At 63.2% G+C, this 21,713-nt stretch carries 18 protein-coding genes and 1 pseudogene; 9 read left to right on the forward strand and 10 right to left on the reverse strand.

Annotation, left to right across the window (positions count from 1 at the left end; genetic code table 11):
- The first annotated feature begins 304 nt into the window (after positions 1 to 304).
- The 6 genes from ABXG85_RS03870 to ABXG85_RS03895 all read left to right on the forward strand — a co-directional run bounded on the left by ABXG85_RS03870 (position 305) and on the right by ABXG85_RS03895 (position 6,528).
- Positions 305 to 715 (forward strand): hypothetical protein, encoded by a 411-nt coding sequence (locus tag ABXG85_RS03870; RefSeq protein WP_353512428.1) that lies wholly within the window; start codon positions 305 to 307, stop codon positions 713 to 715.
- Between the two features lie 38 nt (positions 716 to 753).
- On the forward strand, positions 754 to 1,398 hold the full coding sequence (locus tag ABXG85_RS03875; RefSeq protein ID WP_353512429.1) for a helix-turn-helix domain-containing protein: 645 nt from the start codon (positions 754 to 756) through the stop codon (positions 1,396 to 1,398).
- 51 nt (positions 1,399 to 1,449) lie between these two features.
- Complete coding sequence (locus tag ABXG85_RS03880; RefSeq protein WP_353512430.1) at positions 1,450 to 1,755, forward strand: hypothetical protein; 306 nt, start codon at positions 1,450 to 1,452, stop codon at positions 1,753 to 1,755.
- An 8-nt stretch (positions 1,756 to 1,763) separates the two neighbouring features.
- Positions 1,764 to 2,360, forward strand: coding sequence for a hypothetical protein (locus ABXG85_RS03885; RefSeq protein ID WP_353512431.1), 597 nt, complete (start codon positions 1,764 to 1,766; stop codon positions 2,358 to 2,360).
- Between the two features lie 200 nt (positions 2,361 to 2,560).
- Positions 2,561 to 5,854, forward strand: coding sequence for an N-6 DNA methylase (locus tag ABXG85_RS03890; protein WP_353512432.1), 3,294 nt, complete (start codon positions 2,561 to 2,563; stop codon positions 5,852 to 5,854).
- Between the two features lie 2 nt (positions 5,855 to 5,856).
- Positions 5,857 to 6,528: a hypothetical protein gene (locus tag ABXG85_RS03895; protein ID WP_353512433.1), complete on the forward strand. Its 672-nt coding sequence runs from the start codon at positions 5,857 to 5,859 to the stop codon at positions 6,526 to 6,528.
- On the opposite strand, the gene ABXG85_RS03900 is transcribed toward ABXG85_RS03895, so the two are convergent.
- Entirely contained in the window at positions 6,517 to 6,828 is a 312-nt protein-coding gene (locus ABXG85_RS03900) for a hypothetical protein (protein WP_353512434.1), read from the reverse strand. The genes ABXG85_RS03895 and ABXG85_RS03900 overlap by 12 nt on opposite strands.
- A gap of 69 nt (positions 6,829 to 6,897) precedes the next feature.
- Positions 6,898 to 8,496: a hypothetical protein gene (locus ABXG85_RS03905; protein ID WP_353512435.1), complete on the reverse strand. Its 1,599-nt coding sequence runs from the start codon at positions 8,494 to 8,496 to the stop codon at positions 6,898 to 6,900.
- Between the two features lie 203 nt (positions 8,497 to 8,699).
- Between ABXG85_RS03905 and ABXG85_RS03910 the strand changes: the two genes are divergently transcribed.
- The gene (locus ABXG85_RS03910) at positions 8,700 to 9,104 is read left to right on the forward strand and encodes a hypothetical protein (RefSeq protein WP_353512436.1); all 405 of its coding nucleotides are present in this window, start codon (positions 8,700 to 8,702) and stop codon (positions 9,102 to 9,104) included.
- Here the strand turns inward: ABXG85_RS03910 and ABXG85_RS03915 are convergent.
- The 6 genes from ABXG85_RS03915 to ABXG85_RS03940 form a co-directional block, all read right to left on the reverse strand.
- Positions 9,058 to 10,332, reverse strand: a complete 1,275-nt coding sequence (locus ABXG85_RS03915; RefSeq protein WP_353512437.1) for an AAA family ATPase — start codon at positions 10,330 to 10,332, stop codon at positions 9,058 to 9,060. The genes ABXG85_RS03910 and ABXG85_RS03915 overlap by 47 nt on opposite strands.
- Before the next feature lie 39 nt (positions 10,333 to 10,371).
- Positions 10,372 to 10,890, reverse strand: coding sequence for a hypothetical protein (locus ABXG85_RS03920; protein ID WP_353512438.1), 519 nt, complete (start codon positions 10,888 to 10,890; stop codon positions 10,372 to 10,374).
- Positions 10,891 to 11,063: 173 nt separating this feature from the next.
- Positions 11,064 to 11,369, reverse strand: coding sequence for a TlpA family protein disulfide reductase (locus ABXG85_RS03925; RefSeq protein WP_353512439.1), 306 nt, complete (start codon positions 11,367 to 11,369; stop codon positions 11,064 to 11,066).
- The gene (locus ABXG85_RS03930; RefSeq protein WP_353512440.1) at positions 11,366 to 11,809 is read right to left on the reverse strand and encodes a transposase; all 444 of its coding nucleotides are present in this window, start codon (positions 11,807 to 11,809) and stop codon (positions 11,366 to 11,368) included. Before ABXG85_RS03930 ends, ABXG85_RS03925 begins: the two co-directional genes overlap by 4 nt.
- A complete protein-coding gene (locus tag ABXG85_RS03935; protein WP_014510999.1) occupies positions 11,802 to 12,752 on the reverse strand; it encodes an IS3 family transposase in 951 nt (316 codons plus the stop codon). The genes ABXG85_RS03930 and ABXG85_RS03935 overlap by 8 nt, the downstream gene beginning before the upstream one ends.
- A gap of 25 nt (positions 12,753 to 12,777) precedes the next feature.
- Positions 12,778 to 13,059 carry a transposase gene (locus ABXG85_RS03940; RefSeq protein WP_014510998.1) on the reverse strand — a complete coding sequence of 94 codons (282 nt, stop codon included), beginning with the start codon at positions 13,057 to 13,059 and terminating at the stop codon, positions 12,778 to 12,780.
- A gap of 176 nt (positions 13,060 to 13,235) precedes the next feature.
- Between ABXG85_RS03940 and ABXG85_RS03945 the strand changes: the two genes are divergently transcribed.
- On the forward strand, positions 13,236 to 15,824 hold the full coding sequence (locus ABXG85_RS03945) for a valine--tRNA ligase (protein ID WP_014510997.1): 2,589 nt from the start codon (positions 13,236 to 13,238) through the stop codon (positions 15,822 to 15,824).
- A 501-nt stretch (positions 15,825 to 16,325) separates the two neighbouring features.
- On the opposite strand, the pseudogene ABXG85_RS03955 reads toward ABXG85_RS03945, so the two are convergent.
- Positions 16,326 to 17,844, reverse strand: a pseudogene (locus tag ABXG85_RS03955) (integrase core domain-containing protein).
- Positions 17,845 to 18,611: 767 nt separating this feature from the next.
- Between ABXG85_RS03955 and ABXG85_RS03960 the strand changes: the two are divergent.
- Positions 18,612 to 20,477 (forward strand): DEAD/DEAH box helicase family protein, encoded by a 1,866-nt coding sequence (locus ABXG85_RS03960; protein ID WP_014510995.1) that lies wholly within the window; start codon positions 18,612 to 18,614, stop codon positions 20,475 to 20,477.
- A 373-nt stretch (positions 20,478 to 20,850) separates the two neighbouring features.
- Here the strand turns inward: ABXG85_RS03960 and ABXG85_RS03965 are convergent, their stop codons facing one another.
- Entirely contained in the window at positions 20,851 to 21,513 is a 663-nt protein-coding gene (locus ABXG85_RS03965) for a hypothetical protein (protein ID WP_014510994.1), read from the reverse strand.
- Positions 21,514 to 21,713 lie beyond the last annotated feature (200 nt).

Below are 21,713 nucleotides of genomic sequence, written 5' to 3' on the forward strand. Positions count from 1 at the left end.
CCGACCCCTACCGTGTCAAGTTAATCCTCCACCCCCACTTCAACCCCACTCAAAACACGCCAAATGGCATAGGAACGATAAAATCTCGCGCCAACGCTCACCGGAACGGAACCAACAAACCCCCTGTTCCTCCCTCCATTGAGGGTAGATTGAGGGTAAGACAAGAGCGCCGTTCCAGACGGCGCTCTCGCTGTGTTTTCTCTTGTCGTTTGGCAAGGGGAGGTAGGTTTTAGGTATGGGTTGTGAGGGGTTTTTGGGGAGGCTGTGGGAGGTTTTGGAGGAGCAAGGGGAGGAAGGCAAGAGGTTGCGCATTGTGCTCGCGCTTGGTTCGGGCGATTTCCGGGACATTGGGGAGTTTCGGGGGGCGGTGCGGATAGTGTTCCAACACAACTTCCCTCCCGAGTTCCTAGAGCGCGTGGTGGAAGTCCTATGGGATTGTCCCGAGGTTCTGGAAGTCCTCACCCAGGTAGGGACTACACCCTCCCAAATCCTCGCCAAGCTCGCCCAACACCCAGACCCCCAACTGCGGGCTAAGGTCTGCGCCCACCCCAACGCCAGCCCCGAAACCCTCCGCCAACTCTACCAACAACCAGACCTCCCCGCCTGGTGCCTGCAAGCCCTCGCCAATAACCCCAACACCCCAAGGGATACCCTCCAAAAAATCGCCCACGATTGGAAAATCCCCGAAGCCCTAACCCGCCTCCAAAACCCCTAAAACCCCTCCCTTCTCTTGCCAAGTGGTAAAATCCGGGCATGGCGACCGGAGTTCGTAGTAAAGTAGGCGAGGTTTTGCGTCAGCGGCGGAAGGAGCTGGGGTTGACGTTAAAGCAGGTAGCTCAGGCGTTAGGGACCTCAGACGGGTATGTGTGGAAGCTGGAGCAGGGGCTTATCAATCTGGGAAATGTGCCCTATCACCGTTTGGTGGCCTTGATGAAGGTGTTTCGCTGGAGCCCCGAGGAGTTTGCCCAAGCCACCGGGGTCAAGGTGCCGGGGCTCACGGCGGAAGGTGTTCCCGGAGCGCCCCCGGTGCCTCTCCTCAAGGTCCCGTTGGTGGGGACAGGGGCGGGCGCTGAAGCCCCGGCGTCAGCCGAAGAGCCTGTAGAGTACCTGATCCTTGGCCTGCCGGGAGTGGAGGTGGACCCGAAGGATCTCAGGGCTTTGGCCTACAAGGATGGGTTTGTGGTGTACCGGGAGGGCGAGGAGCCCGAACACGGCAGGCTGGCGGTGGCGGTATCCAAGGAAGGCCAGAAAGCCCCCTATCCTGTGCGGTTTCTCGGGCTCAACAGCCGCAAGAGCTTTGTGGTGGAAACCTTGGGGTGTCCCCCGGAAACCCGGGTCTTGGAAAAGACCGAGTGGGATCTCCACCGGGTAGTGGGGCAGGTCAGGTTGGAGGACTAGAGGTAAACTGAATATAACCCGGACGGGTTGTCAGAAGTGATAGGGGGGCACATGGAAAAGGGCCAGGAAGCAAACGTGGGTGCTTCTGAGCAACTGGAAGTTCAGTTTGTGGCGCATCCTGGAGCGACAATACCCATTGTGGTTTCGCGCCTGGTTCTCAGGGGGCGCACTCCAGGCTTGGTTATATTGCAAATCTACTCCGGGGCTCCCGATTATGTTAGCGACCCCGAAAGCCAAACCGGCGAAAAACAGGTGGTTCGGTTGAACCTGGTAGGCACCTACGCTCTAACCCAGGATTTGGCGGAATGGCTTTACACTAACTTAGCCAAGCATTTGGGCAAGAGCTCCGATGAATAAGGGAGCGTATGAGTGGAAAAGCCACAAACGGACATACACCAAAGGTGGAGCAGTTGCTTTTTTCCTCGTTTCGCTTTTCACCCGACATAGGAGGTATTGTTTCACCGCTCCCTAGTCATCTTGTCCCCAAGATTATGGGTCAAGAAGAGTTCACGAAGCAATGGGAGCAGGAAACTGCAACTGCTTCTCCCAAGGTCATCTTTGCAACAGCTCGTGCAAGTGCTACGGCGTCGGCATCAGGGCAGGCCAGGGTTGTGGGAGGAGAAGGGCCTATGGAAGAGCGCAAGGATGCGCCCACGGATGCGGGCCAGGTGGCCCTACAGGTGGCGCTTGACATCTCCCGTCGCATGGATGCGATGGCGGAAAGCCTTCGCCAGGACTTCAGAGCGATTGTCCAGGAACTCCGGGAAGACAACAAGGCTTTGCGCGAAGAAGTCAAGCGGGAAGTGAGCGAGCTAAGGCAAGAGATCAGGGAAGTCCGGTCCGATGTGAACAATCGCATCCAGCAAAGCCAAAACATTATTCTTATCGTCATCGGGGTAGCCACAATCGTTATCGGGGGAGCCACAATCCTGCTCACCGTCTTCTCCTTAATGCAACGCTAACCTGATAAGCCCAAGACACCCAACGCTTACCACACAGCTTCAGGCACCATCCTGATAAGCCGCTAAACCTTACCCAGAGCTCTCCCGAACCCCGCAGGGTCTGCCCAGAAGGGCATTGGCTTTCGCGGGGTTGCCGGGGCTTTGAGGGGGACATACCGCTTGCCCCAGCCAAGGAAGGCGGGGTAGACTTCCCCGCAAGTATGCCACGGAGGAACGCGCCCGAGGACCCCCTTAGCCGCTGGCTTAGCACCGAGTTTACCGGGCCCGAGCGGTCCTATAACCCCCTAGTTCGCGACTTCCTAGCCCATCTCCTTGGCTATCCCGAAGACCGGGTGATTACCGAAGACCCTCAAGGAAGGGGGCTCGCCGATGTGGTCCTCTACACCCCTGAAGGGGATCCCTGGGTGGTGGGGGAGTTCAAGAAGGACGACGGCTACCTCCAGGACTCCTCAAGAACCCAGGCCCTGTGGCAGGAAAAGCGCAAGTATATCACCGGCTTCACTCGCTACGTGCTCTTCCTCACGCCCAAACACCTGCAACTTCGGGACCCCACGGGTAAAGTCCTTCTCCGGCTTGACCTTACCCGAGAAACCACGGAAAGCCTGCGTGAAAGGCTAGCGCTGATCTCCTACGGGCGGGCTAACCATGAACACCTTTGGACAACCTACACCCGGGGAGAGCTACCCTACGCCTATTTGGAGCTAGACGAGGCCAACACCCGAAAGCTCAAGGAAGACCTTCTCGCTTCCTTTAACGAACTAACCAAGGCCACCGAAAGGGCCCTAGAGCGCCTGCAAAGGGAGTATGAAGACCACCAGAAGCGCATAGAGGCCCTAAAGAAAAACCTTGGCAGTATCGGCAAGGAGGAAACCCTCCGCCGGGCTTTGATGCGCTTGGAAAAGGAGTTTCCCGAGCGACTCAAGGCCCTCTTCCAGGTGTACCTTCCCCGCTTTGCCGACCAGTACGCCCGGGAAGTGGAAGGCAACGAGGCCCCGACCAACCCCGTCATCCGGGAAGCCTTCGCCGCCGACTCCGCCGCCGCCCTCATGGCCCGGGTGCTGTTCCTGCGCTTCCTGGAGGATCTCAACCTCACCAAACGCCGCCTCACCAACGGAGGACCCGAGCGCTGGCAAGAGTTCGTGGAGTTCCTTTCGCAAAGGGCCACGGCCCTCCTCAAGGTGGCCTCTCTGGACCTTTCCCACGCCTACAGGGAACCCTTTGAGGACGAGATGTTCGCCTGGGTCCTGGAAACCAACGGAGAGCTGGACCGGGCCCTGCAACGCCTCCTTTTGCGGGTGAACGCCTACAACTTCTCCACCCTCTCGGAGGAAATCCTTGGGGACATCTACCAGAGCTTCCTGCCTCCCCCCAAACGGAAGCGCCTGGGAGAGTTCTACACCCCCAAGGAGGTGGTGGACTACATCCTCCGGGAAACCGCCTTGGCCCACCCGGGGGGAAACCCAAGGGTTCTGGACCCCGCTTGCGGCTCCGGTTCCTTCCTCGTGCGCTACCTGCACCATCGGCTTAAGGACGCTCAAGAAAGAGGTGTGGACCTTGAGCCCAAGGAGCTTTCCGATACCATATGGGGCTTTGACCTCAACCCCTTCGCCGCCTACATCACCCTCTTCCAGCTCCTCTGGGGGTTCTTGCGCCTGAAACGGGAGCGGCCCCAGATCCATGTCTACAACCTCAACAGCCTGCTGGACGACAACGAAGTGGCACAAATCATCGGCCAGGAACACCTCTCCCCCGGGGAAAGGGAACGGGACACCGGGGAGTGGGACTATGTGGTGGGCAACCCGCCCTATATCCGGGCCGAAAGGGCCAAGTACGGGGAGGCCATCCGGGACCTTTATAAGGAGGTCTGGGGACAGAACGGAGACACGGGCCTCCTCTTCCTCTGGCGGGCCCTAAAGGGCTCGGGGACCACCGATAAACCCTGGGTAAAGCCCGGAGGCAAGCTGGGCATGGTGGTTTCCGGGGGCTACGCCTCTAGCGAAGCCGCGGCCCCAGTTTGGTCCCTCCTTTGGCCCGGAAAGGGGTACACCCTGCGGAAACTGGTATGGCTGGAGTTTGTGGGAAAAGTGTGGGATGCGAACGTTATCCCGATGATCCTCATCGTGGAAAGAAGGCCCAACAGAGAAAACGATACCGTTGAAATCTGGGTACCCTCGTCATGGCCCAAAACCAGCCCCGATCCGGGAGAGGTAGCCCATATCCCCTATCGGGACTTCTTTGACCCCAAAGTGAACCCCGTGGCGCGTCCCCAAACCGGCATTAACGGGTACGGGGAATACCTCCTTCCCCTACTCAAGGAAGGAGATCCAGAACTTCTAAGGAAGCTTTTCCCTGGCGGCGAAAAATGCACCACACTCACCACGGCTATGGAAACCCAATGGACCCGCCACCGGAAACCCCAGCCCTTCTGGTGGACTTACGGCATCCAACGGGGAGGGGTGGAAACCACAGAAGCACCTACGGGGAAGGAACCTGTGGCCGTAATCGCCGGCAGAGGCCTGGCGGTAGCCTGGGCGGGAGAACCTCTGGGCTACGTGGATTTGGACCAGGTCAGGAGGCGACCCTACGGCAAGTTGAGTCTTTGGGGAAACACGGAATGGCCTCGCAACTACCTTGCGGTAGCGAACATAAGCTTAGTCCCCATAGCAGCTCTTATCCGCTCAGGTGAAGAAAGCCCTGTAGCAACCTTGGATAGCACCATAATAGGCATCCCGAAAAAGAACCTCGCCGAAGCCGTAGCGGCGTACCTCAACTCCTCCCTTGCTCGGTGGTATTACCTCGTACGCCTAAGGAGTGGGGTATTGGAAGGATCCAGCAGAGCCCACATCTACCCCCGCACCCTCGAGGCCCTCCCCTGGCCCAAGGATCCTGACCTGGAGGTCTTACGCCGCCTGAAAGACCTTTACCAAAAGTTAGAGGAGCTAGCCCTAGCTTCCAGGAGCAACCCGAAAACATGGTTGCAGGGCGCCATTGAGGAGCGTATTCAGAAGGGAAGGGCCTTCTCCCTTAGCGCCCCTAAATTTGGCCTAAACTTCCACGACTGGCAAGAAGCATGTAAGGCAGGGGACATCACCTTGGAAGGCACCTGGCTCAAAGGCGGGCTTTTCAGCCAACTGGACCTCAAGGACCCCGATCTAGCCCGCTTCGTCCACCTTGTTCTGAGCATGGTGGACGAGGAAGCGCAGGTAAAGAAACGCGACCTGCAGAAGCTCCAAGTGCCCGAGGACTACCGCGAGCTCCTCTTGGAGTACGAGCGCCGGGAGCACGCCTTCTCCTCGGTTCCCCAAGCTTTTCTGCGCATTCTTGAGGAGATTGACGAGGCGGTCTTTGACCTCTTCGGCCTGACGAAGGAGGAACGGGAGCACATCCGAAAGCGCCTTCGCCAGTTCCCCTTGAACCGGCTAAAACCCCGGTACCCCTGGGAAGTGGTCAGGCTCCGGCCCCTCAAGGCATACACAGAGGACAGGTACCGCTAGCCATGCAGCCCGGCATCCAGACCTTCTGGGATGCGGTGATCGCCCTGGACGAAGACCTTTGGCAGCTTAGGCGGTACATCACCTTTGCCCCGGACAACCTCGGGGTCTACTCCCTGGAACTCCAACGCCTCATCCAGATGGCCGCCGTGGAAACCGAAGCCACCCTCCTTTGGGTCTGCACGAACTTGGTGGACCCCACACAATGCCACAAGGGGAACCGGGCCAAACCCTTCGGGGAACTCCTCACCCTTCTCGCGCACAAGGTGGAAAGCGAACTAGGGGTAAACCTGCACAACACCCAAGTCCGCCTCCGCCGCTTTCCCGATCCCCTAATGCCCTTCCAGAAAGGCGTGGACCAAAAGACTTTCGCTTGGTGGGACGCCTTCACCTCTCTGAAGCACCAGAAACCCCAAAACGAGGCGAAGGCCAACCTAAAACACGCCCTGGAAGCCTTTTCCGCCCTCGCCTCGATGGTGTCCCTAACAGCCCTTTTGGAAGAGAAGATCCATAGGGGAGAAATTTTCTGCAACCTTGAGCCTCTCCCCAAGGTCCTCGCCTCCCTGGAAATCCCCGGGCACTCAGCCTGCGTAAAAGGAAGCGGAGGGGAAATTTGGGATGGTCTTCCCTCCTGGCATCTAGAGCTCCGTCGGCACACCCCTGTTTCACCCTTCTAGGTGCCCTTCCAGGGGGAGGTATTCCAGTTGCACGCTAGCGCCCTTAGCGTAGACACCTTCCTCTGTGGGGACCAGGACAAGAACGGTGTAGCCCTCCCTGGCGGAAGTTTCCACCAGATCGGGGAGGACCTTTCGCACCCATCCCCGGATGGGCTCCTCCAGGTTGGAGAGCATGTCGTAGAGGGCAAGCTCCAGGTCCTTTGGGGTTTCCCCCCAAAGGACCAAACCAGGCCCCTTGGCTCCCGTTTCCATCCGAAGCTCCGCCAGCATCTGGTCCGTTAAAGCGTCTAAGGTCATCATGTCCTACCCCCTATCGTAAAACCGAAACCCCCGTCCGAGGTCGGACGGGGGAAACCCACCGGGCCGCCGCTAGTCGGCGAACCCGGCAAGTTCGTGCCTAAGGTAAGCCACCACCTCCTCCGCTATCTCAGGCCCCACTCCGGCGATCACCTGGGCACCCTCGATGGATGCCCCCTCCATCAGGGCCTCCACGAAGGCGACCCCAGGGTCGCCAAAGATAGCCCGGACATCCCCAACCACCTCCCTCACCTTGGCCCGCAAGAGGATGGCGTTGTAGTCCATCTCCTCCGCGGGCTCCACCCCCACCTCCCGCATAAGGTCGGTGGAGAGGGTGGTATTCTTCAAGGCATCAACCAGCTCCTTCGGGAGTACCTTCGCCGCCTCCTCCGGGGTCTTTTCCTTTAGCAACCCGAAGTAGCGGCGCACCGCCTTCGCCTCCCGGTGGGACAGCTTGTAAACCCCCACCTCCTGGGCCCGAAGCTCCGCCAAGCGCTTGCGAAGCTCGGGCACGAGGAAGACCAAGGGGTTCAGCTTGTCCGCCCGGAGGCGACGGGCGATCCGCACTCCCTCGGTAAGGCCCCAGGAGTAGGCGTGCTCGGGGTCTTTGAACCCCAGCAACGCCACCTCCCAGGCTATGAGGGGTTGAAGGAGGCGGATGACCTTGAACTCCCAACCCCAGCCTTTCCTCTTTTCCTGCCACACCTCCTTTACCTCGGCAAAGGTGAAGGGCTTAGCGTAGCGCAAAACATCCGCCAAAACCCTCCACCAACCCCCCTCCCTCTTGAACCGGGGCCTCCGGGAAAGCCCGAGAACCCGGTAGAGGCCGGAAGAGGTATACACATCCACCTCCAGAGCATACTGGTCAAGGATAGACAACGCCTCTCCCTGGAGGTCCCGGAAATACTCAAGCTCCACCTCCTCCGCGTCCGGGTCCACGGAGGAGATGAGGGCCTTCACCACCCAGGGGTCTACCCGGGTTTGGTGAGACCACTCCCTCTCCTCTGCTTCCTCCTCTTCCCCTTTCTCCTCCTCCCAATAGCGCCTCAACTCCCGGATTGCCGCCGCAATCCGGGGCTCGGGGGCCTCCAGGTCCTCCCAGCGGTCCCCAGGAAGGAGCCTGACACGCTCCCCCCAAGGGAGCTTCACGGTGTTCTCCCGAGCTTCCTTGGCAAAGATCTTGGCGACCTTAGAAAGCACCATCTTCTTCGCCTTGGAAGCCCAGGGCCCCACCAAGTAAACCCTCTCCCCCTTCGCCACCCTGTAGGCCGCCGCCCACAGGGCTTTCTGGGAGAGGCCCTCCTGGGGGACCCAGAACACCCCCTCCCTCTTCACTCCCTTGGGTGGGGTGGAAACCACCACCACCCGCGCCGCGACTTCAGAGGAAACCAAAAGCCTGGCCTCTCTCCTCTCCTTCTTCCACCCGTACTTGGCCGCCAGACGCCGGGTGGCCTCCTGAAGGGCCATCAGGACCACCCGGGCCTCGGGGGAGCTGTCCCCCTTGATTGCCCACCCGCCCCCAACCCAGGCGCGGTGGGCGTCGGCCAGGAACTCCTCCTTCTTCGTGGGGTTGGCACGAAGAAGGACCCCCAGAGTTTCCAGAGCTTCCTCGGGCGTCTGGGGGGCACGCCCAAGGGCCTCCACCACCTCCCTTATCCATTTCGCTTCCATAGCGCCATTATTATACCACCCTAGTAGAGTAGACAGGGGGTAAAATTTTGGTGTATAGTGAAAACGCCACCTCTACCACCTTTCGCTTCCATAGCGCCTTTCCGGGGCTCTTCGGGGCCCCGAAAGGTTTTATGGGTGTTTTACTGGAGTAGAGTTTCCGAGGCCCTAGTTATAGGAGGAAGGGGGTCCAGTATCATAACCCCGTGCCGTACTTGCTCATCGGGTTTCTCACGGTACTCACCCTAGCGCTCGCCTCGGCGAACCCGGAAGAGTGGCGGGGCATGTGGCCGTGGGTTTTGGGGTACTACGGGGCCACGCTAGCGGGGGATCTGTGGACCACCCTTCGGGGGTTGGAAAGGGGGTACCGGGAAGGAAACCTCCTTTACGCCAAGGCCCTGCTCTTGGGCCCATGGGGAATGCCCCTGGTGGACCTGGGGCTCATCAGCCTAAAGGTGGTGTTTCTGACCCGGCTTCTGGGGGACCCGCTTCTGGCCTACCCGGTAGCCCTCGCCATCGCCGGGCACGGGCATCTGGTGGGGTTCCTGTGGAATATGGGACAGCTCATCGGAGCTCCAGGGCAATCTCCTCCCCCTGGGGATAAACCCTGATCTCCCGGAAACCTCCCCGGGTCTTGAGGTAAGCGTCCGCCAGGGGATCGCCCAAGAAGGACTCGATCACCCGCTGTAGATCCCGGGCCCCAAAGCGCACGTCGCAAGCCTTGAGGAGAAGGTCGTAGACCCCAGGGTCCACCTTCACCTCAAGGGAAAGCCCCGCCTCCTCCATCCAGCGCCTCAGGTACCCCTTGAGGTGCAGCTCCGCCACCTTCTTGAGCGCCTCCTCGGTGAAAGGACGGAAAGTCACCACCACATCCAGGCGGTTCACAAACTCCGGCCTGAGCCCCATGTGGACCAACCGCCCCCGGAGGAGGTGGTCGGGCAAATCCCGTCCCTCAAAGGCTTCCCGGGCCATGAGGTTGGTGGTGAAAAGCAGGATCGCCTCGGGAGCGTGGGCCACAAGCCCCTTGGAAAGCTCCTGGAACCGCCCCTCGTCCAAAAGCTGGAGGAGAGGGTCCAAAACCGAGGGGTGGGCCTTTTCCATTTCGTCAAAGAGGACCACGGCGTTGGGGTAGCGGGCCAGGTCCTCGTAAAGCCGCCCGGGCTTCTCAGACCCTATGAAGCCGGGCGGGGAGCCCACCAATCCGGCCACCGTGTGGCTGTCCCCGTAAGCGTTCATGTCGTACCGCACCAAGGGACGCCCGAGCTCCTCCGCCAAAGCCTTGGCTAGCTCCGTCTTCCCCGTCCCCGTGGGCCCGGCGAGCATGGCGGAAAAGGGCTTTTCCTTCCGGGAAAGCCCCGCCGCCTTACGCTTGAGCCCCCGCACCACCGCCTCCACCGCCGCTTCCTGCCCGATGACCCTCTCCCGCAAGCGGGAAAGGAGGCGGTCAAAATCCACCCGGTCCAGGGAAACCCCCCGCACCACGGGCAAGGACACCTTGAGGGGGGCCGCCCGCCTCACCACGTGCCTGGGGGTCCGCCACATGTAGTAACCCAGACCGCCAAAGCCCACGGCTAGGGACAAAGCCATCATCGCATCACCCCCCCCTCCCTCCAAAGCGTAGAGGACCAAAAGGACCGCCGAACCAAGGAAGAAAACCGCCAGGAAAGGCTGGAGCGCGCCAAGCCGCCCGGTGAAGAAGTGCACCCCCCCGAGGATCATGGCCGCCCCGTAAAAGACCATGAACCACTCCCGCTCCACCACCCCGGTATAAACGAGAACCCCTCCACCGCCGAAGAGAAGGAGGCCCAAGGAAAACATCCCCAAAAGCCTCAACCTCAACTACCTCACCTCCCACACTCAACCGTGGACAGAGGAAGCTCACGCCCTGCCCTTGGGAAGCGCCCCGGAAACCATGTGCAACCCGTAGCGGAAGGCCACAGGACGGGTCTCCAAAAGCGCTTGGGCCACCTTCAAAGCGGTTTCCAACCCCTTCCGCTCATGGGTAGCCAAAACCGCCGTGATCTCCCCCAAATGCCCCGTGTGCGCCAGGGCCACCAAACTCGCCCCCGGCTCCGCCTTGGGGTCCAGCCCCTCCTGGGCCAGAAGCCGCCAAATGGGCCTCCACCCCCCCAATGGAGGCCCCATCACCGGGCGCTTCTCCAAAGTGGGGTGGTGCGTGTACCCAAACGCCAACCAAGCCGCCTCCTCCACATCCCCCCGCTCCAACACCTCCAAAACCTCCAAAAGTTGACGAGTGTAAAGCGCTTGCGAGGCGAGGATGAAGGCGAGGGCTTCCCGGTCCCTTCCCTTGAGGAGGAGTCCCGCTCCGGCGTAGGCGAGGTTTTGCCTGAGCCTCTTCTCTTCTTCCCGGTCCACGGAGATCGGTTCTACTACCATGAGATTGACCTCCTGAGAAGAGTATAATGGGAATGGACCGACTGGTCCAGGGGCAATCTAGGTCTCCAAATCTCAAATCTCAGTAAGGGAGGTGAATCTGATGGAGAAGATCTCCTGGGGAAGGGTTATCTTTGCGGCTACGCTTGGGTTGACCCTCGTGATCTCCTTCACTCTCACCAGGTTTTAGGCCCCTGCCCCCGCTGGTTCTCCGGCGGGGGTTTCTGTTTTGGGCAGGTGAGTTCGGGGAGTCTATCGGGGGTGATTTCGCCCACCAGGCGTTTGGTGGTGTCTTGGCAGAAGACGAGGGTGGTGGGGACAGCTCGGATTTTGAAGTAGGTGGTGGGTCCCCCGTAGCCGCCGAAGAGGAGGCGATCGGGGGGGATGGAGTGTTTTCGGGCAAAGGCGAGGATGTTTTCCCTGGTGTCTTGGATCCCCAGGAAGAGAATGCCTTCGTGTGCTACCTCAAACCCCCAGGTCAAGTAGCCTTTTTTGTGGGTTTCTCCTCCGCGGCCCAGAGGGGGCCCATGTCCATGTAGCGCCTGAACGCCCAGTCCTCACTGGCCCTGAGCATCACCACCGTGGCCAGGTTGGCCAGGCTCTTTTCGCTCGGGAATACCCCCACCACCTTGGTCCTCCGCTTCACCTCCCGGAAAAGCCGCTCCAGCACATTCGTGCTCTTGATCTGCCCCTGGTGGCTACCAGGAAACTCCAGATAGGTCAACGCCTCCTCTATCCCCTGGGCAAACACCTCCACCGCCCGCCTATACCGCTCCCGGTAGCGCTCCATGAAACCTTGGGCTAAGGACTCAGCGGTGCTCCGCCGCTTCACCGTGAAAACCTCCTTGAGCTCCTCCGCTACCGCCTCCCGCTCCGATTGCGGCACGTGGGCTAGCTGATCCGGCCCCCTGAACTTAGACACCTTCACCCTGCCTCCCGTGTGACGCCTCCCAGGTCTTTCCCAGCGCCTCCTCCATCACCTCCCTCGGCGTTCGGTAGCCTAGCCCCGAGTGCAACCGGCTCTCGTGGTAGTAGCGTAGCCGCTCCTCCACCACCCCCCTTAGCTCCCCAAGGCTCTTGGCCTCCAAGAACTGGTCTCCCCCCTCCGCCTTGAACCGCGCAAAAAAGCTCTCCACCACCGGGTTACCCTTCGCCCCCATCAGGCTGTAGGAAAGCCGCTGCCCCTCCCTAAGAAGCGTCCCCACCCAGTCGTGGCTCAGAAAAGGACCCCCCTGATCGTGGTGGACCAGAACCCTGGGGAGCCCTCCCACCCGGGTCCGGAGAAAAGCCTTGGCCTCCGCCCAGGCCTCCAGGGCCAGCTCCGCCGAAGGGGACGGGCCTAGACCAAAAGCCACCACCATCCGCGTCCTATGGTCCAGGATGGGCACGAACCAGGCCTTCCCTCCCCGGTAGGGCAGAAGGGTGAAGTCGGTGTACAGAAGCGCAAAGGGCTCCGGCTCCCTCTCCCGGAGAAGGGAGGCCCTCAGGTCCGCTTTGTCCCCGGCCAAAAGCACGATCTGCAGCAGGGGGTTGGGCTTGGGCCTCCGGGCGGTGCGCTTCAGGGAGAGGTGGAAGTCCTGCAACAGACGGTGGACCCGTTTATGGTTGACCGGGATACCCTTCCTCTTGAGCGCCTCGGTGACCCGGCGGTAGCCGTACTCGGGGTGTTCCAGCAAGACCTTCTTCATGGCCCTTTTGAGGCGGAGGTCTTCCTCCTCCCGCTTCCGGTCCGCCGCCACCTTCTGCTTCTGGTAGTAGTACCAGGTGGCCCGGGGGATCTCCAGGGCCCTGAGGACGATGGGCAGGGGAGCTAAACCCTGGGCCAGCGCCTCGCGGGCCAGGCCGATGCGCTCGCCCAGGGTCATCCGCTTCACCTCCCCTGCCCGAGGGTCACGCGAAGCGTAGGTTCGGCTTTTTTAGGAGGGCGATCTCCACTTCCTTCTTGCCGATGAGCTGCTCCAGGTCGCGGATCCTCTTCTCCAGCTCCTTCTCCTGGGTCTCGTTGGAGAAGACGGTGGCCCCCTTCTCCATAAGCTCTGCCTTCCACTTCAGGATGGTGTTGGGGTGGACGTTGTAGATGCGGGCGAGTTCCACCAGGCTCTTCTCCCCCTTGATGGCCTCCAGAGCGGCTTGAAACTTCACTTGTGGCGGTACCGCTTTGGGCTTCTTCATCTTGATCTCCCGGATGGGGTCGTCCTACATCTAAATCATCGTCTAGTCTAGGGGGTCCATATCCCAAGGCAATTTACTAGGCAAGGCCAGTCTGCCCTAGGGGTATGGAGTCGAAAATATTAGGGGAGGATACTTATGGTTGTGGCCTCCTTAGGCCATCCGCTAAAGTAAGGGGCATGGACCTACCCAAGACCTACGATCCCCAGTCCGTGGAGCCCAAGTGGGCGGAGAAGTGGGCGAAGAACCCCTTCGTGGCGAACCCCAAAAGCGGCAAACCCCCCTTCGTCATCTTCATGCCGCCCCCGAACGTCACCGGAAGCCTCCACATGGGCCACGCCCTGGACAACTCCCTCCAAGACGCCCTCATCCGTTACAAGCGCATGCGGGGGTTTGAGGCGGTGTGGCTTCCCGGCACCGACCACGCCGGGATCGCCACCCAGGTGGTGGTGGAGCGCCTCCTCCTCAAGGAGGGCAAAACCCGGCACGACCTGGGCCGGGAGGCCTTCCTAAAGCGGGTTTGGGAGTGGAAGGAGGCGTCGGGGGGGACCATCCTCCAGCAGCTCAAGCGCCTGGGGGCCAGCGCCGACTGGAGCCGGGAGGCCTTCACCATGGACGAGAAGCGCTCCAAGGCGGTGCGCTACGCCTTTTCCCGCTACTACCACGAGGGCCTGGCCTACCGGGCGCCCCGCCTCGTGAACTGGTGCCCCCGGTGCGAGACCACGCTTTCCGACCTCGAGGTGGAAACCGAGCCCACCCCGGGCAAGCTCTACACCCTGCGCTACGAGGTGGAGGGGGGTGGCTTCATTGAGATCGCCACCGTCCGTCCCGAAACCGTCTTCGCCGACCAGGCCATCGCCGTCCACCCCGAGGACGAGCGCTACCGGCACCTCATCGGCAAAAGGGCCCGGATCCCCCTCACGGAGATCTGGATCCCCATCCTCGCCGACCCCGCCGTGGAGAAGGAGTTCGGCACCGGGGCCCTCAAGGTCACCCCGGCCCACGACCCCCTGGACTACGAGATCGGGGAGCGGCACGGCCTAGAGCCCGTTTCCGTCATCAACCTGGAAGGGAAGATGGAAGGCGAGCGGGTACCCGAGGCCCTCAGGGGCCTGGACCGCTTTGAGGCCCGCAGGAAGGCGGTGGAGCTTTTCCGGGAGGCGGGGCACCTGGTGAAGGAGGAGGACTACACCATCGCCCTCGCCACCTGCTCCCGCTGCGGCACCCCCATTGAGTACGCCATCTTCCCCCAGTGGTGGCTTTCCATGAAGCCCCTGGCGGAAAAGGTCATAAGGGGCCTGGAGCGGGGGGACATCGCCTTCGTGCCCGAGCGCTGGAAGAAGGTCAACCTGGACTGGCTCAGGAACGTCAAGGACTGGAACATCTCCCGCCAGCTTTGGTGGGGCCACCAGATCCCCGCCTGGTACTGCGAGGACTGCGGCGCCATCAACGTCCCGCGCCCCGAGCGCTACCTGGAAGACCCCACCCACTGCGAGGCCTGCGGAAGCCCGAGGCTCAGGCGGGACGAGGACGTCTTTGACACCTGGTTCTCCTCGGCCCTTTGGCCCCTTTCCACCCTGGGCTGGCCCGAGGAAACGGAGGACCTCAAGGCCTTCTACCCCGGGGACGTCCTGGTCACGGGGTACGACATCCTCTTCCTCTGGGTCTCCCGCATGGAGGTCTCCGGCTACCACTTCATGGGGGAAAGGCCCTTCAAGACCGTGCTCCTCCACGGCCTTTTCCTGGACGAAAAGGGCCAGAAGATGTCCAAGTCCAAGGGGAACACGATAGACCCCCTGGAGCTGGTGGCGCGCTACGGGGCCGACGCCCTTCGCTTCGCCCTCCTCTATTTGGCCACGGGGGGACAGGACATAAGGCTAGACCCCCGCTGGCTGGAGATGGCCCGCAACTTCGCCAACAAGCTCTATAACGCCGCCCGCTTTGTCCTCCTCTCCCGGGAAGGCTTCCAGGCCAAGGAGGACGCCCCCACCCTGGCGGACCGCTTCATGCGAAGCCGCCTAAGCCGGGGCGTGGAGGAGATCACCGCCCTCTACGAGGCCCTGGACCTGGCCCAGGCGGCCCGGGAGGTCTACGAGCTCGTCTGGAGCGAGTTCTGCGACTGGTACCTGGAGGCGGCCAAGCCCGCCCTCAAGGCGGGAAACGCCCACACCCTAAGGACCCTGGAGGAAGCCCTCGCCACCCTCCTCAAGCTCCTCCACCCCATGATGCCCTTTATCACCAGCGAGCTTTTCCAGGCCCTCACCGGCAAGGAGGAACTCGCCCTCGAGGCCTGGCCCGAGCCTGGAGAGAGGGACGAGGAGGCCGAGAGGGCCTTTGAGGCCCTAAAGCAAGCGGTGACGGCGGTGCGGGCCCTGAAGGCCGAGGCCGGGCTTCCCCCGGGGCAGGAGGTGCGGGTCTTTCTGGAGGGGGAGACGGCCCCCGTGCGGGAGAACCTCGAGGCCTTCCGCTTCCTGGCCCGGGCCGAGCTCCTCCCCGAAAGGCCCGAAAAGGCCCTGGTCAAGGCCATGCCCAAAGTTACCGTCCGCATGCCCCTAGAAGGCCTTCTGGACGTGGAAGAGTGGAAAAAACGCCAGGAGAAGCGGCTCAAGGAGCTCCTCTCCCTTGCGGAAAGGAGCCAGAGGAAGCTTGCCGCCCCCAGCTTCCGGGAGAAGGCCCCCAAGGAGGTGGTGGCGGCGGAGGAGGCCAGGCTTAAGGAGAACCTGGAGCAGGCGGAAAGGATCCGCGAGGCCCTCAGCCAAATAGGGTGAGGCGGGGGTCGCGCTCCGCCCCGGGGGCCTCCACCACCCCCTCCACCAGGCGCAGGTTGAGGGTGACGAAGGGAAAGGGTAGCGTCGCGAATTTTTTAGGGTTAATCCGGACGGCCTCAGGTAACAAAGAGGGAGCTCGGCGGGTTAACCTGAACTCGGCAGGTTAACCAAGGGGGAAATCCACTGGCGCATCCGCGGGGGGCGAAGACCGTTACCGAAGTAGCCTTGCGGCTAAAAGCCTCCGTGTGGACCTTCAGCTACCGCGACCTGGGGTGGTTCCGGGAGCTTTCCTTCTGGACGGGGCCTTGAGGGAGGGGTTGGCTCCGTCCAAAGGTTAGAAGCGCTTCCTCCGAAGGCCACGCCCACGCCCTTTTTGGCCGGGCCCTTTCAGGCCACCCGCCACTGGGGGAGGCTTTGGAGGAGGGGGAGGCCCTCGTTGGAATGGCTGTGGCTGTAGAGGTGCTATGCAAGAGGCGGTGCCTGGAGGCTTGCCCTCGCCGCCTACGACACGGGGAGCGACAACGTGAGGGCGGGCAGGATACCCGAGTCCACGAGGCGGTACGTGGAGGTGGTCCTCGCCCGGTACCGGAAGTGGAAGGGCGGGTGAGGGCCGCCCTGTTCCCGCCTTACCCAAGGGTTTGAAAATCCGTGGGTAAGGAGGCAGTTCCCGGGACGTCCCGGCGAAGTCTCAGGTTGGGACAGACCTAGGACTCCCATGGGACGGGTGGGACGCCCTGGGACTACCGCGGGGGGAACCTCGGGCTCGGGGAGCTTGCCGTCCCGCAGAAGGAGAAGCCCCGCCCGGAAGGAGGGCACGGCCCCCGAATGGACCATCTGGCGGGCCTCCCGGATGCGCTCCAGGGCGGTTTCGTCTATGGGCGAGGGGCCGAAGACCTCCCGGTAGGTCTGGAGGAGGGCGTGGGCCTGGGAGCGTCCTAAGCCCAGGAGTCGGGCGAGCTCGCGCACGGTCATCCCCTCCAGGATAGTCCACATTACCCCGGCGGACAAGGCGGTGTAGTCGGTCAACACATCTGAGACTGGGGGACCGACTCCTCCTGCATCTTAGCCAAGAACTCCAGGGGCGCCAGCCCCCCCAGGGCCATGTGGGGCCTGCGGTGGTTGTAGTAGTCCAGGTAAGCGTCCAGCTCCCCCTGAAGCTCAGCAATCCCAGACGGCAAGGGCCAGGTGTAAAACTCATCCCGGAAGGTCCGCTGCATCCGCTCCACGTGACCGTTGAGCCTCGGACTTCGGGGAGGCAGCACAAAAAGCCGGATCCCCAGGCTCCGGCAGGCCTCCTCAAACTCCGCCATGAACTCGCTCCCCCCGTCCACCTGGACCGCCCGGATGGGAAAGGGGGCCTTGGTCACCAGGGCAAAAAGGAATCCCGCCGCCCGCTGGGCCGTGGCCCGGCCCTGCACCTGGGCCAGGGAGATAGGGTCACGGTAAGGGTGTCCACCCCCACCAGGTCCCCGGGCGCCTTGGCCTCGTATCCCTTGGGCTTCCTTTGTGCGTAGGGCCTTTGGGGTCTTGGCCTCCCCTTTCCCCGCCTCGCCCGGGCCAGGAAGGCAGCCACCCTTTCCACCCTCCCTAGCCCCTCCAGGTGGGCCAGGATGCGGCCCACGGTGCGCTCGCTCACCCCAAAGCCCTCCTTCCTCAGGGTGTACCCGATGGGCCAACGGCCCCAGGTGGGGTTCTCCTTCCTCAAAGCCTCCACCCTTTGGAGAAGCTCAGGGGTCCAGTCTCGTTTTCGCCGCAAGCGTTTGGGACGCCTGGACCTGGGGACCAAACCCTTGAGCCCCTCTTCCTTGAGCCGCTTCTTCCAACGGAAGGAAGTGGCCCGGCTGATGCCCACCAGGTCCTGGACCTCGTCCCAGTCCACCCTGTGGCGGCGCAGGGTCTCCACCTGCTTGAGCTTGCGCAGGCGCTCCTGGACCTCGGGGTCGCCGGCTTGAGCCTCGGCGAGCCGGGAGGCGAGCCTTGCCCCTCTTATGACCTCTTTGCCGACTGTGGTAAGCTGCACTTGGGGGACCTCCCTTCTAGAGTCGGTCCCCCTCTTTTTATCTCATCCCAGGGTCAGAGAGTCTCACATGTGTCTGACCGGGTACAGGCGGACAGGGTGTTCGCATCCCCACCGGACAAAGGCGGACAAGGCGTCCGCACCCCCCACCGGACGGACCGGACGGGCCCGGGAGCCTGTCCGGAGGGGGAGCGGACAGGCACGGCGAGAAGTATCAACGGAAGCTATCCTCTCCTGTCCACAACCCCAGCGGACACAGAAAAGAGGGGGACGGACAGGAGAAAAGGGGCTAGGAGAGAGGGTTTATTCTCTCTCGTTTTGGCCTTGTCCGGGTAGGACCGGCGGCCAAATGCGCCAACTGTTCCACTTTCCCCCCATCCGTCCCTGCCCCGGACACCCCTGTCCGGACACCCTCCTTCCCCTGGCCTGGCCCTGGCTCCCCAGGACCCTCCGCCTCCGGGTACCAGGGGGGCAGGCCTATAGGCCCTCTCCCCGAGAGAGAGGAGGGCCTAAAGGCCCATGGAGAGGGTGAGGGCGGAAGGGAAGACGCCCTCGAGGCGGGCGACCACGGAAGGGCTGGCCCTTGGCCCTTACAACGGGTCCACCCCCGCTGCGGGCTCCAGGGCCGCGTGAGGGATGCCCCCTGGGGTCCTTCGGAGGAAAGGGCCATCTAAACCCCCTGGCAGGGCCGGGTCTGCTCCTTCTCAACCTTTGGGTAAGGGTAGCATGGAGAGGATGCCGGGGAAGCTCCCAAGGAAGCAGGAGGGGGGATGGCCCGGGTAGCCTCCCGTCGGGTACGGGCCAGGGTCGCCCTCAGGGGCCTGGAGGTGTGGGTACGGATCCCCCGCCCCTACGAGCTCTCGGAGCCCTTCCGCGAGGCGGGCGGGGTGTGGGACCGGGAAGTCTGGGCCTGGCGTTTCCCCTTGAGCCGGTTCGCCGGGGTGGTGCGGCACCTGGAGGGGGACGAGGGGGAGCTGGTCAAGGTCCTCCAGGGAAACGCCTTCTTCGCCTATGCCCTGGCCCAGGAGGCCGAGCGGGAAAGCCCCCTCCTCCACCCCGAGCAACAGGAGGAGGCCTGGCAGGTCCTGGGGAGCCTCTCGGGGGCCTTCCTTCCTGGGGGGCGGTGGGGCTTCGTCCTGGCCAGCGGCACGGGGACGGGGAAGACCTACGTCTACGCCCGGGTCCTCCAGGCCGTCCTGGGGGTGGGGCTTCCCGCCCTCCTGGTGGTACCCAACGAGGACCTGATCCGCCAGACCCGGGAGGTCCTCTCCCGCTTCGGGGTAGCGGAAGGGGAGGCCTTCCGGATCACCACCTACGCCCGCCTCCGCCCCGAGGAGGCCTGGTGCCGGGTGTTGGTCCTGGACGAGGCTCACCTGGCCAAGCGGGCCTATGGCTCGGAGGGTTCGGCCCGGGGGATGCGGGCCCTGGAGGCCGCCTGGCGGGCCCTCTTCACCCTTTACGCCACCGCCACCCCCTTTGACCGGCCCTGGGAGGCCCGTTACCTCCTGGAGCCCACGGGCTTCGTCCCTTACCGCCTCTTCACCTGCTTCATGCGCCAGTTCGCCGTCTACACCCGGGAGCGGTACCGGGGAGGGAGGGAGTTCTACTTCGCGGGGGGGATTGAGGACCTAGCCCGCTTCCACGGGTACCTCCGGGACCGCAACCTCCTCACCAAGCGCCTCTTCCGCCCCCCGGAGGGCCTGGTGGCCTACGAGGTCCCCCTCCTGGAGGTCCCCGAGGAGGCGAAGGCCCTCCTGGCGGAGGTGCGGAGGCGGCTCAAGGCGGCGGCCTACCGGGCCCCCCAGGAGGAGCGGGGGATCGTCATGGCCCAGCGCACCCTCCTCTCCCGGGCCATCCTGGAGAGGATCAAGCTGAGGGCGGCCCTTCCCCTGGTGGCCGGCCTCCTGGAGGAGGGGTGGCACGTCCTGCTCTTCGTCCAGTACCGCTCGGACAAGACCCTGGACCTCACGAGCCCCGAGGCGGTGGAGGCCTTCCTCCAGGACGCCGAGGAGAGGGGGCTCAAGGGGGCCCTCCACCGCCACCTGGCCCCGGCCCTGAAGGGCCTCGGGCTCACTCTCCCCTCCCCCGTGGCGATGGTGCGGGAGGCCTTCGGAGGGCTGGGAGAGGCCCTCGCCTTCTACACCGGGGCGGAGACGGGAAGCGCCCTCAGGAGGACCAAGGCGGCCTGGGACGAGGGGAGGGTGCGCCTCCTCCTGGCCACCGCGGGCAAGGGGGGTGTGGGCCTCTCCTTCCACGACACCACGGGGAAGAGACCTACGGCCCAGATCGTCCTCACCCTGCCCTGGACGGCCACGGGGCTGGACCAGGTCCTGGGCCGGGTGGTGCGCCTTGGAATGAAGAGCCCCGTGCGGATCCTCTTCCCTGCGGCCCCGGTGCCCTTTGAGCAGCAGCTTACGGCCACGGTGGCCCAGAGCCTGAGGACCCTGGGGTACGCGGTGCGAGGGGGCGAGGGGATGGTGCCGGAGCGGGTGGTGGAGGCCTTCCTCTACGACCTGGCGGCGGTGGACCTGATGGGCTTCCTCAGGCTTTTAGAGGCGGAGGAAAGCCTGTCCAAGGCCCCCCGGGAGGAGGAGGAGGCCTCTTCCCTGGAGGTGCCGCTTCCGCCCTCGGGGTGAAGGGGAGCCTAAAACCGTAGGGTGAAGGGGGTCCCGGAGGCCTCCAGGGAGTAGACCCCTTCCCTTCGGGGGTGCCCTTTCCAGCTCTTTTGGTGGGGGGCCCGGGCTCAAGCTACCCGGCCCAGAGCCGTGGGCACCAGGTCCCTCCCACCACCACAAACTGAGGGGATACGCCCAAACCCCCACGCCAAAGCGGCTCAGGAATCCTCCCGCCGTTTTCCCGAGACTCCGTTCCCCCTCCGCCCATCTGCGCCCTTCCAAGGTAGTGTTACCCCCCACCCCCATGGGTAGGGCCGGTCCACCCGGGCCTCAGGGGAGGGTCAGCCTTGCGGGAAACAAGCTTAGCGATAAGACCAAGCCCTCTTCGCACCGGCTAGGAGGCTTTCCCCATGGCCTCTACCTCCTCCAGGCGCCTGGGATGGAGCGGGCCAAGGGCGAAGAGGTAGAAGGCCAGGAAGGAGGCCAGGGCCACCCGCAAGGGCAGGGTCACGCCGATCCCCCCCAGGACCCCCGAGAGGGTTCCCCCTAAGGCGCCCGCCACGTAGGTCGGCCCGTAGGGGGCAAAGTTTCTCCTCCAGGCGTAGAGGGGGGGCAAAGCGTACCGCACCCAGGCCAGAAGAAGCATGGCAGCGGTGTTGACCAGAAAATACGCCGCCCCCGCCAAAAAAGCGCCGACTATCCCAGGGTTCGCCGCGTGCACCCAGGAAGCCGCTAAGGTGGCGAGCCCCACCTGGGACCGGTTGAAAAGCTCCCTTTCCAGGAGGATTGGCCGCCCCGCCAGAGGAAGGGCGAGCGAAGCGGCCAGAGCCGCCGCCGGCGGGGAGCAGGAAAAGACCAGGGTCAAAGCTCCGAGAAAGTGCAGGCTCACGTTGCCGAGAAGGGAGAGCGGCACGGAGGGCTGGGCGAGGAGAGCGGTCACCGCCGTCCAAAAGAGGAGCGCCTGCCAGTCCTCGACCTTCCAGGGAAGGGCGAGCAGAAGGGCCAGAAAAAGAGCCGTCAGCGCCGCCACGAAGAGCCGAAGGTTCACGGCCACCATTCTATCGCCGCGCTCTCGAGGAAGGAAAAACCCCGCGGGTTTTCCCACGGGGGCAGGGAGTCCTGAAAACCGAGCCTACCAGGTGAAGGAGCCGCCTCCCGCCACGGCCATGGCGAGAACCGCCAGCGCCCAGGTGAGGGACAGGAACAGGACCCGAGCCTTCCGCACGCTTCACCTCCTTTTGTAGCGTTATTATACGC

This window comes from Thermus sp. LT1-2-5 (assembly GCF_040363165.1).
Taxonomy (GTDB): domain Bacteria; phylum Deinococcota; class Deinococci; order Deinococcales; family Thermaceae; genus Thermus.

What these genes read in the sequence shown, in the direction of transcription:
- ABXG85_RS03885 (WP_353512431.1), top strand. Translation starts at nt 1,764, where the DNA reads ATGAGTGGAAAAGCCACAAACGGACATACACCAAAGGTGGAGCAGTTG.
- ABXG85_RS03935 (WP_014510999.1), bottom strand. Translation starts at nt 12,752, where the DNA reads ATGACCCTGGGCGAGCGCATCGGCCTGGCCCGCGAGGCGCTGGCCCAG.
- ABXG85_RS03895 (WP_353512433.1), top strand. Translation starts at nt 5,857, where the DNA reads ATGCAGCCCGGCATCCAGACCTTCTGGGATGCGGTGATCGCCCTGGAC.
- ABXG85_RS03940 (WP_014510998.1), bottom strand. Translation starts at nt 13,059, where the DNA reads ATGAAGAAGCCCAAAGCGGTACCGCCACAAGTGAAGTTTCAAGCCGCT.
- ABXG85_RS03945 (WP_014510997.1), top strand. Translation starts at nt 13,236, where the DNA reads ATGGACCTACCCAAGACCTACGATCCCCAGTCCGTGGAGCCCAAGTGG.
- ABXG85_RS03965 (WP_014510994.1), bottom strand. Translation starts at nt 21,513, where the DNA reads ATGGTGGCCGTGAACCTTCGGCTCTTCGTGGCGGCGCTGACGGCTCTT.
- ABXG85_RS03875 (WP_353512429.1), top strand. Translation starts at nt 754, where the DNA reads ATGGCGACCGGAGTTCGTAGTAAAGTAGGCGAGGTTTTGCGTCAGCGG.
- ABXG85_RS03920 (WP_353512438.1), bottom strand. Translation starts at nt 10,890, where the DNA reads ATGGTAGTAGAACCGATCTCCGTGGACCGGGAAGAAGAGAAGAGGCTC.
- ABXG85_RS03890 (WP_353512432.1), top strand. Translation starts at nt 2,561, where the DNA reads ATGCCACGGAGGAACGCGCCCGAGGACCCCCTTAGCCGCTGGCTTAGC.
- ABXG85_RS03960 (WP_014510995.1), top strand. Translation starts at nt 18,612, where the DNA reads ATGGCCCGGGTAGCCTCCCGTCGGGTACGGGCCAGGGTCGCCCTCAGG.
- ABXG85_RS03880 (WP_353512430.1), top strand. Translation starts at nt 1,450, where the DNA reads ATGGAAAAGGGCCAGGAAGCAAACGTGGGTGCTTCTGAGCAACTGGAA.
- ABXG85_RS03900 (WP_353512434.1), bottom strand. Translation starts at nt 6,828, where the DNA reads ATGATGACCTTAGACGCTTTAACGGACCAGATGCTGGCGGAGCTTCGG.
- ABXG85_RS03905 (WP_353512435.1), bottom strand. Translation starts at nt 8,496, where the DNA reads ATGGAAGCGAAATGGATAAGGGAGGTGGTGGAGGCCCTTGGGCGTGCC.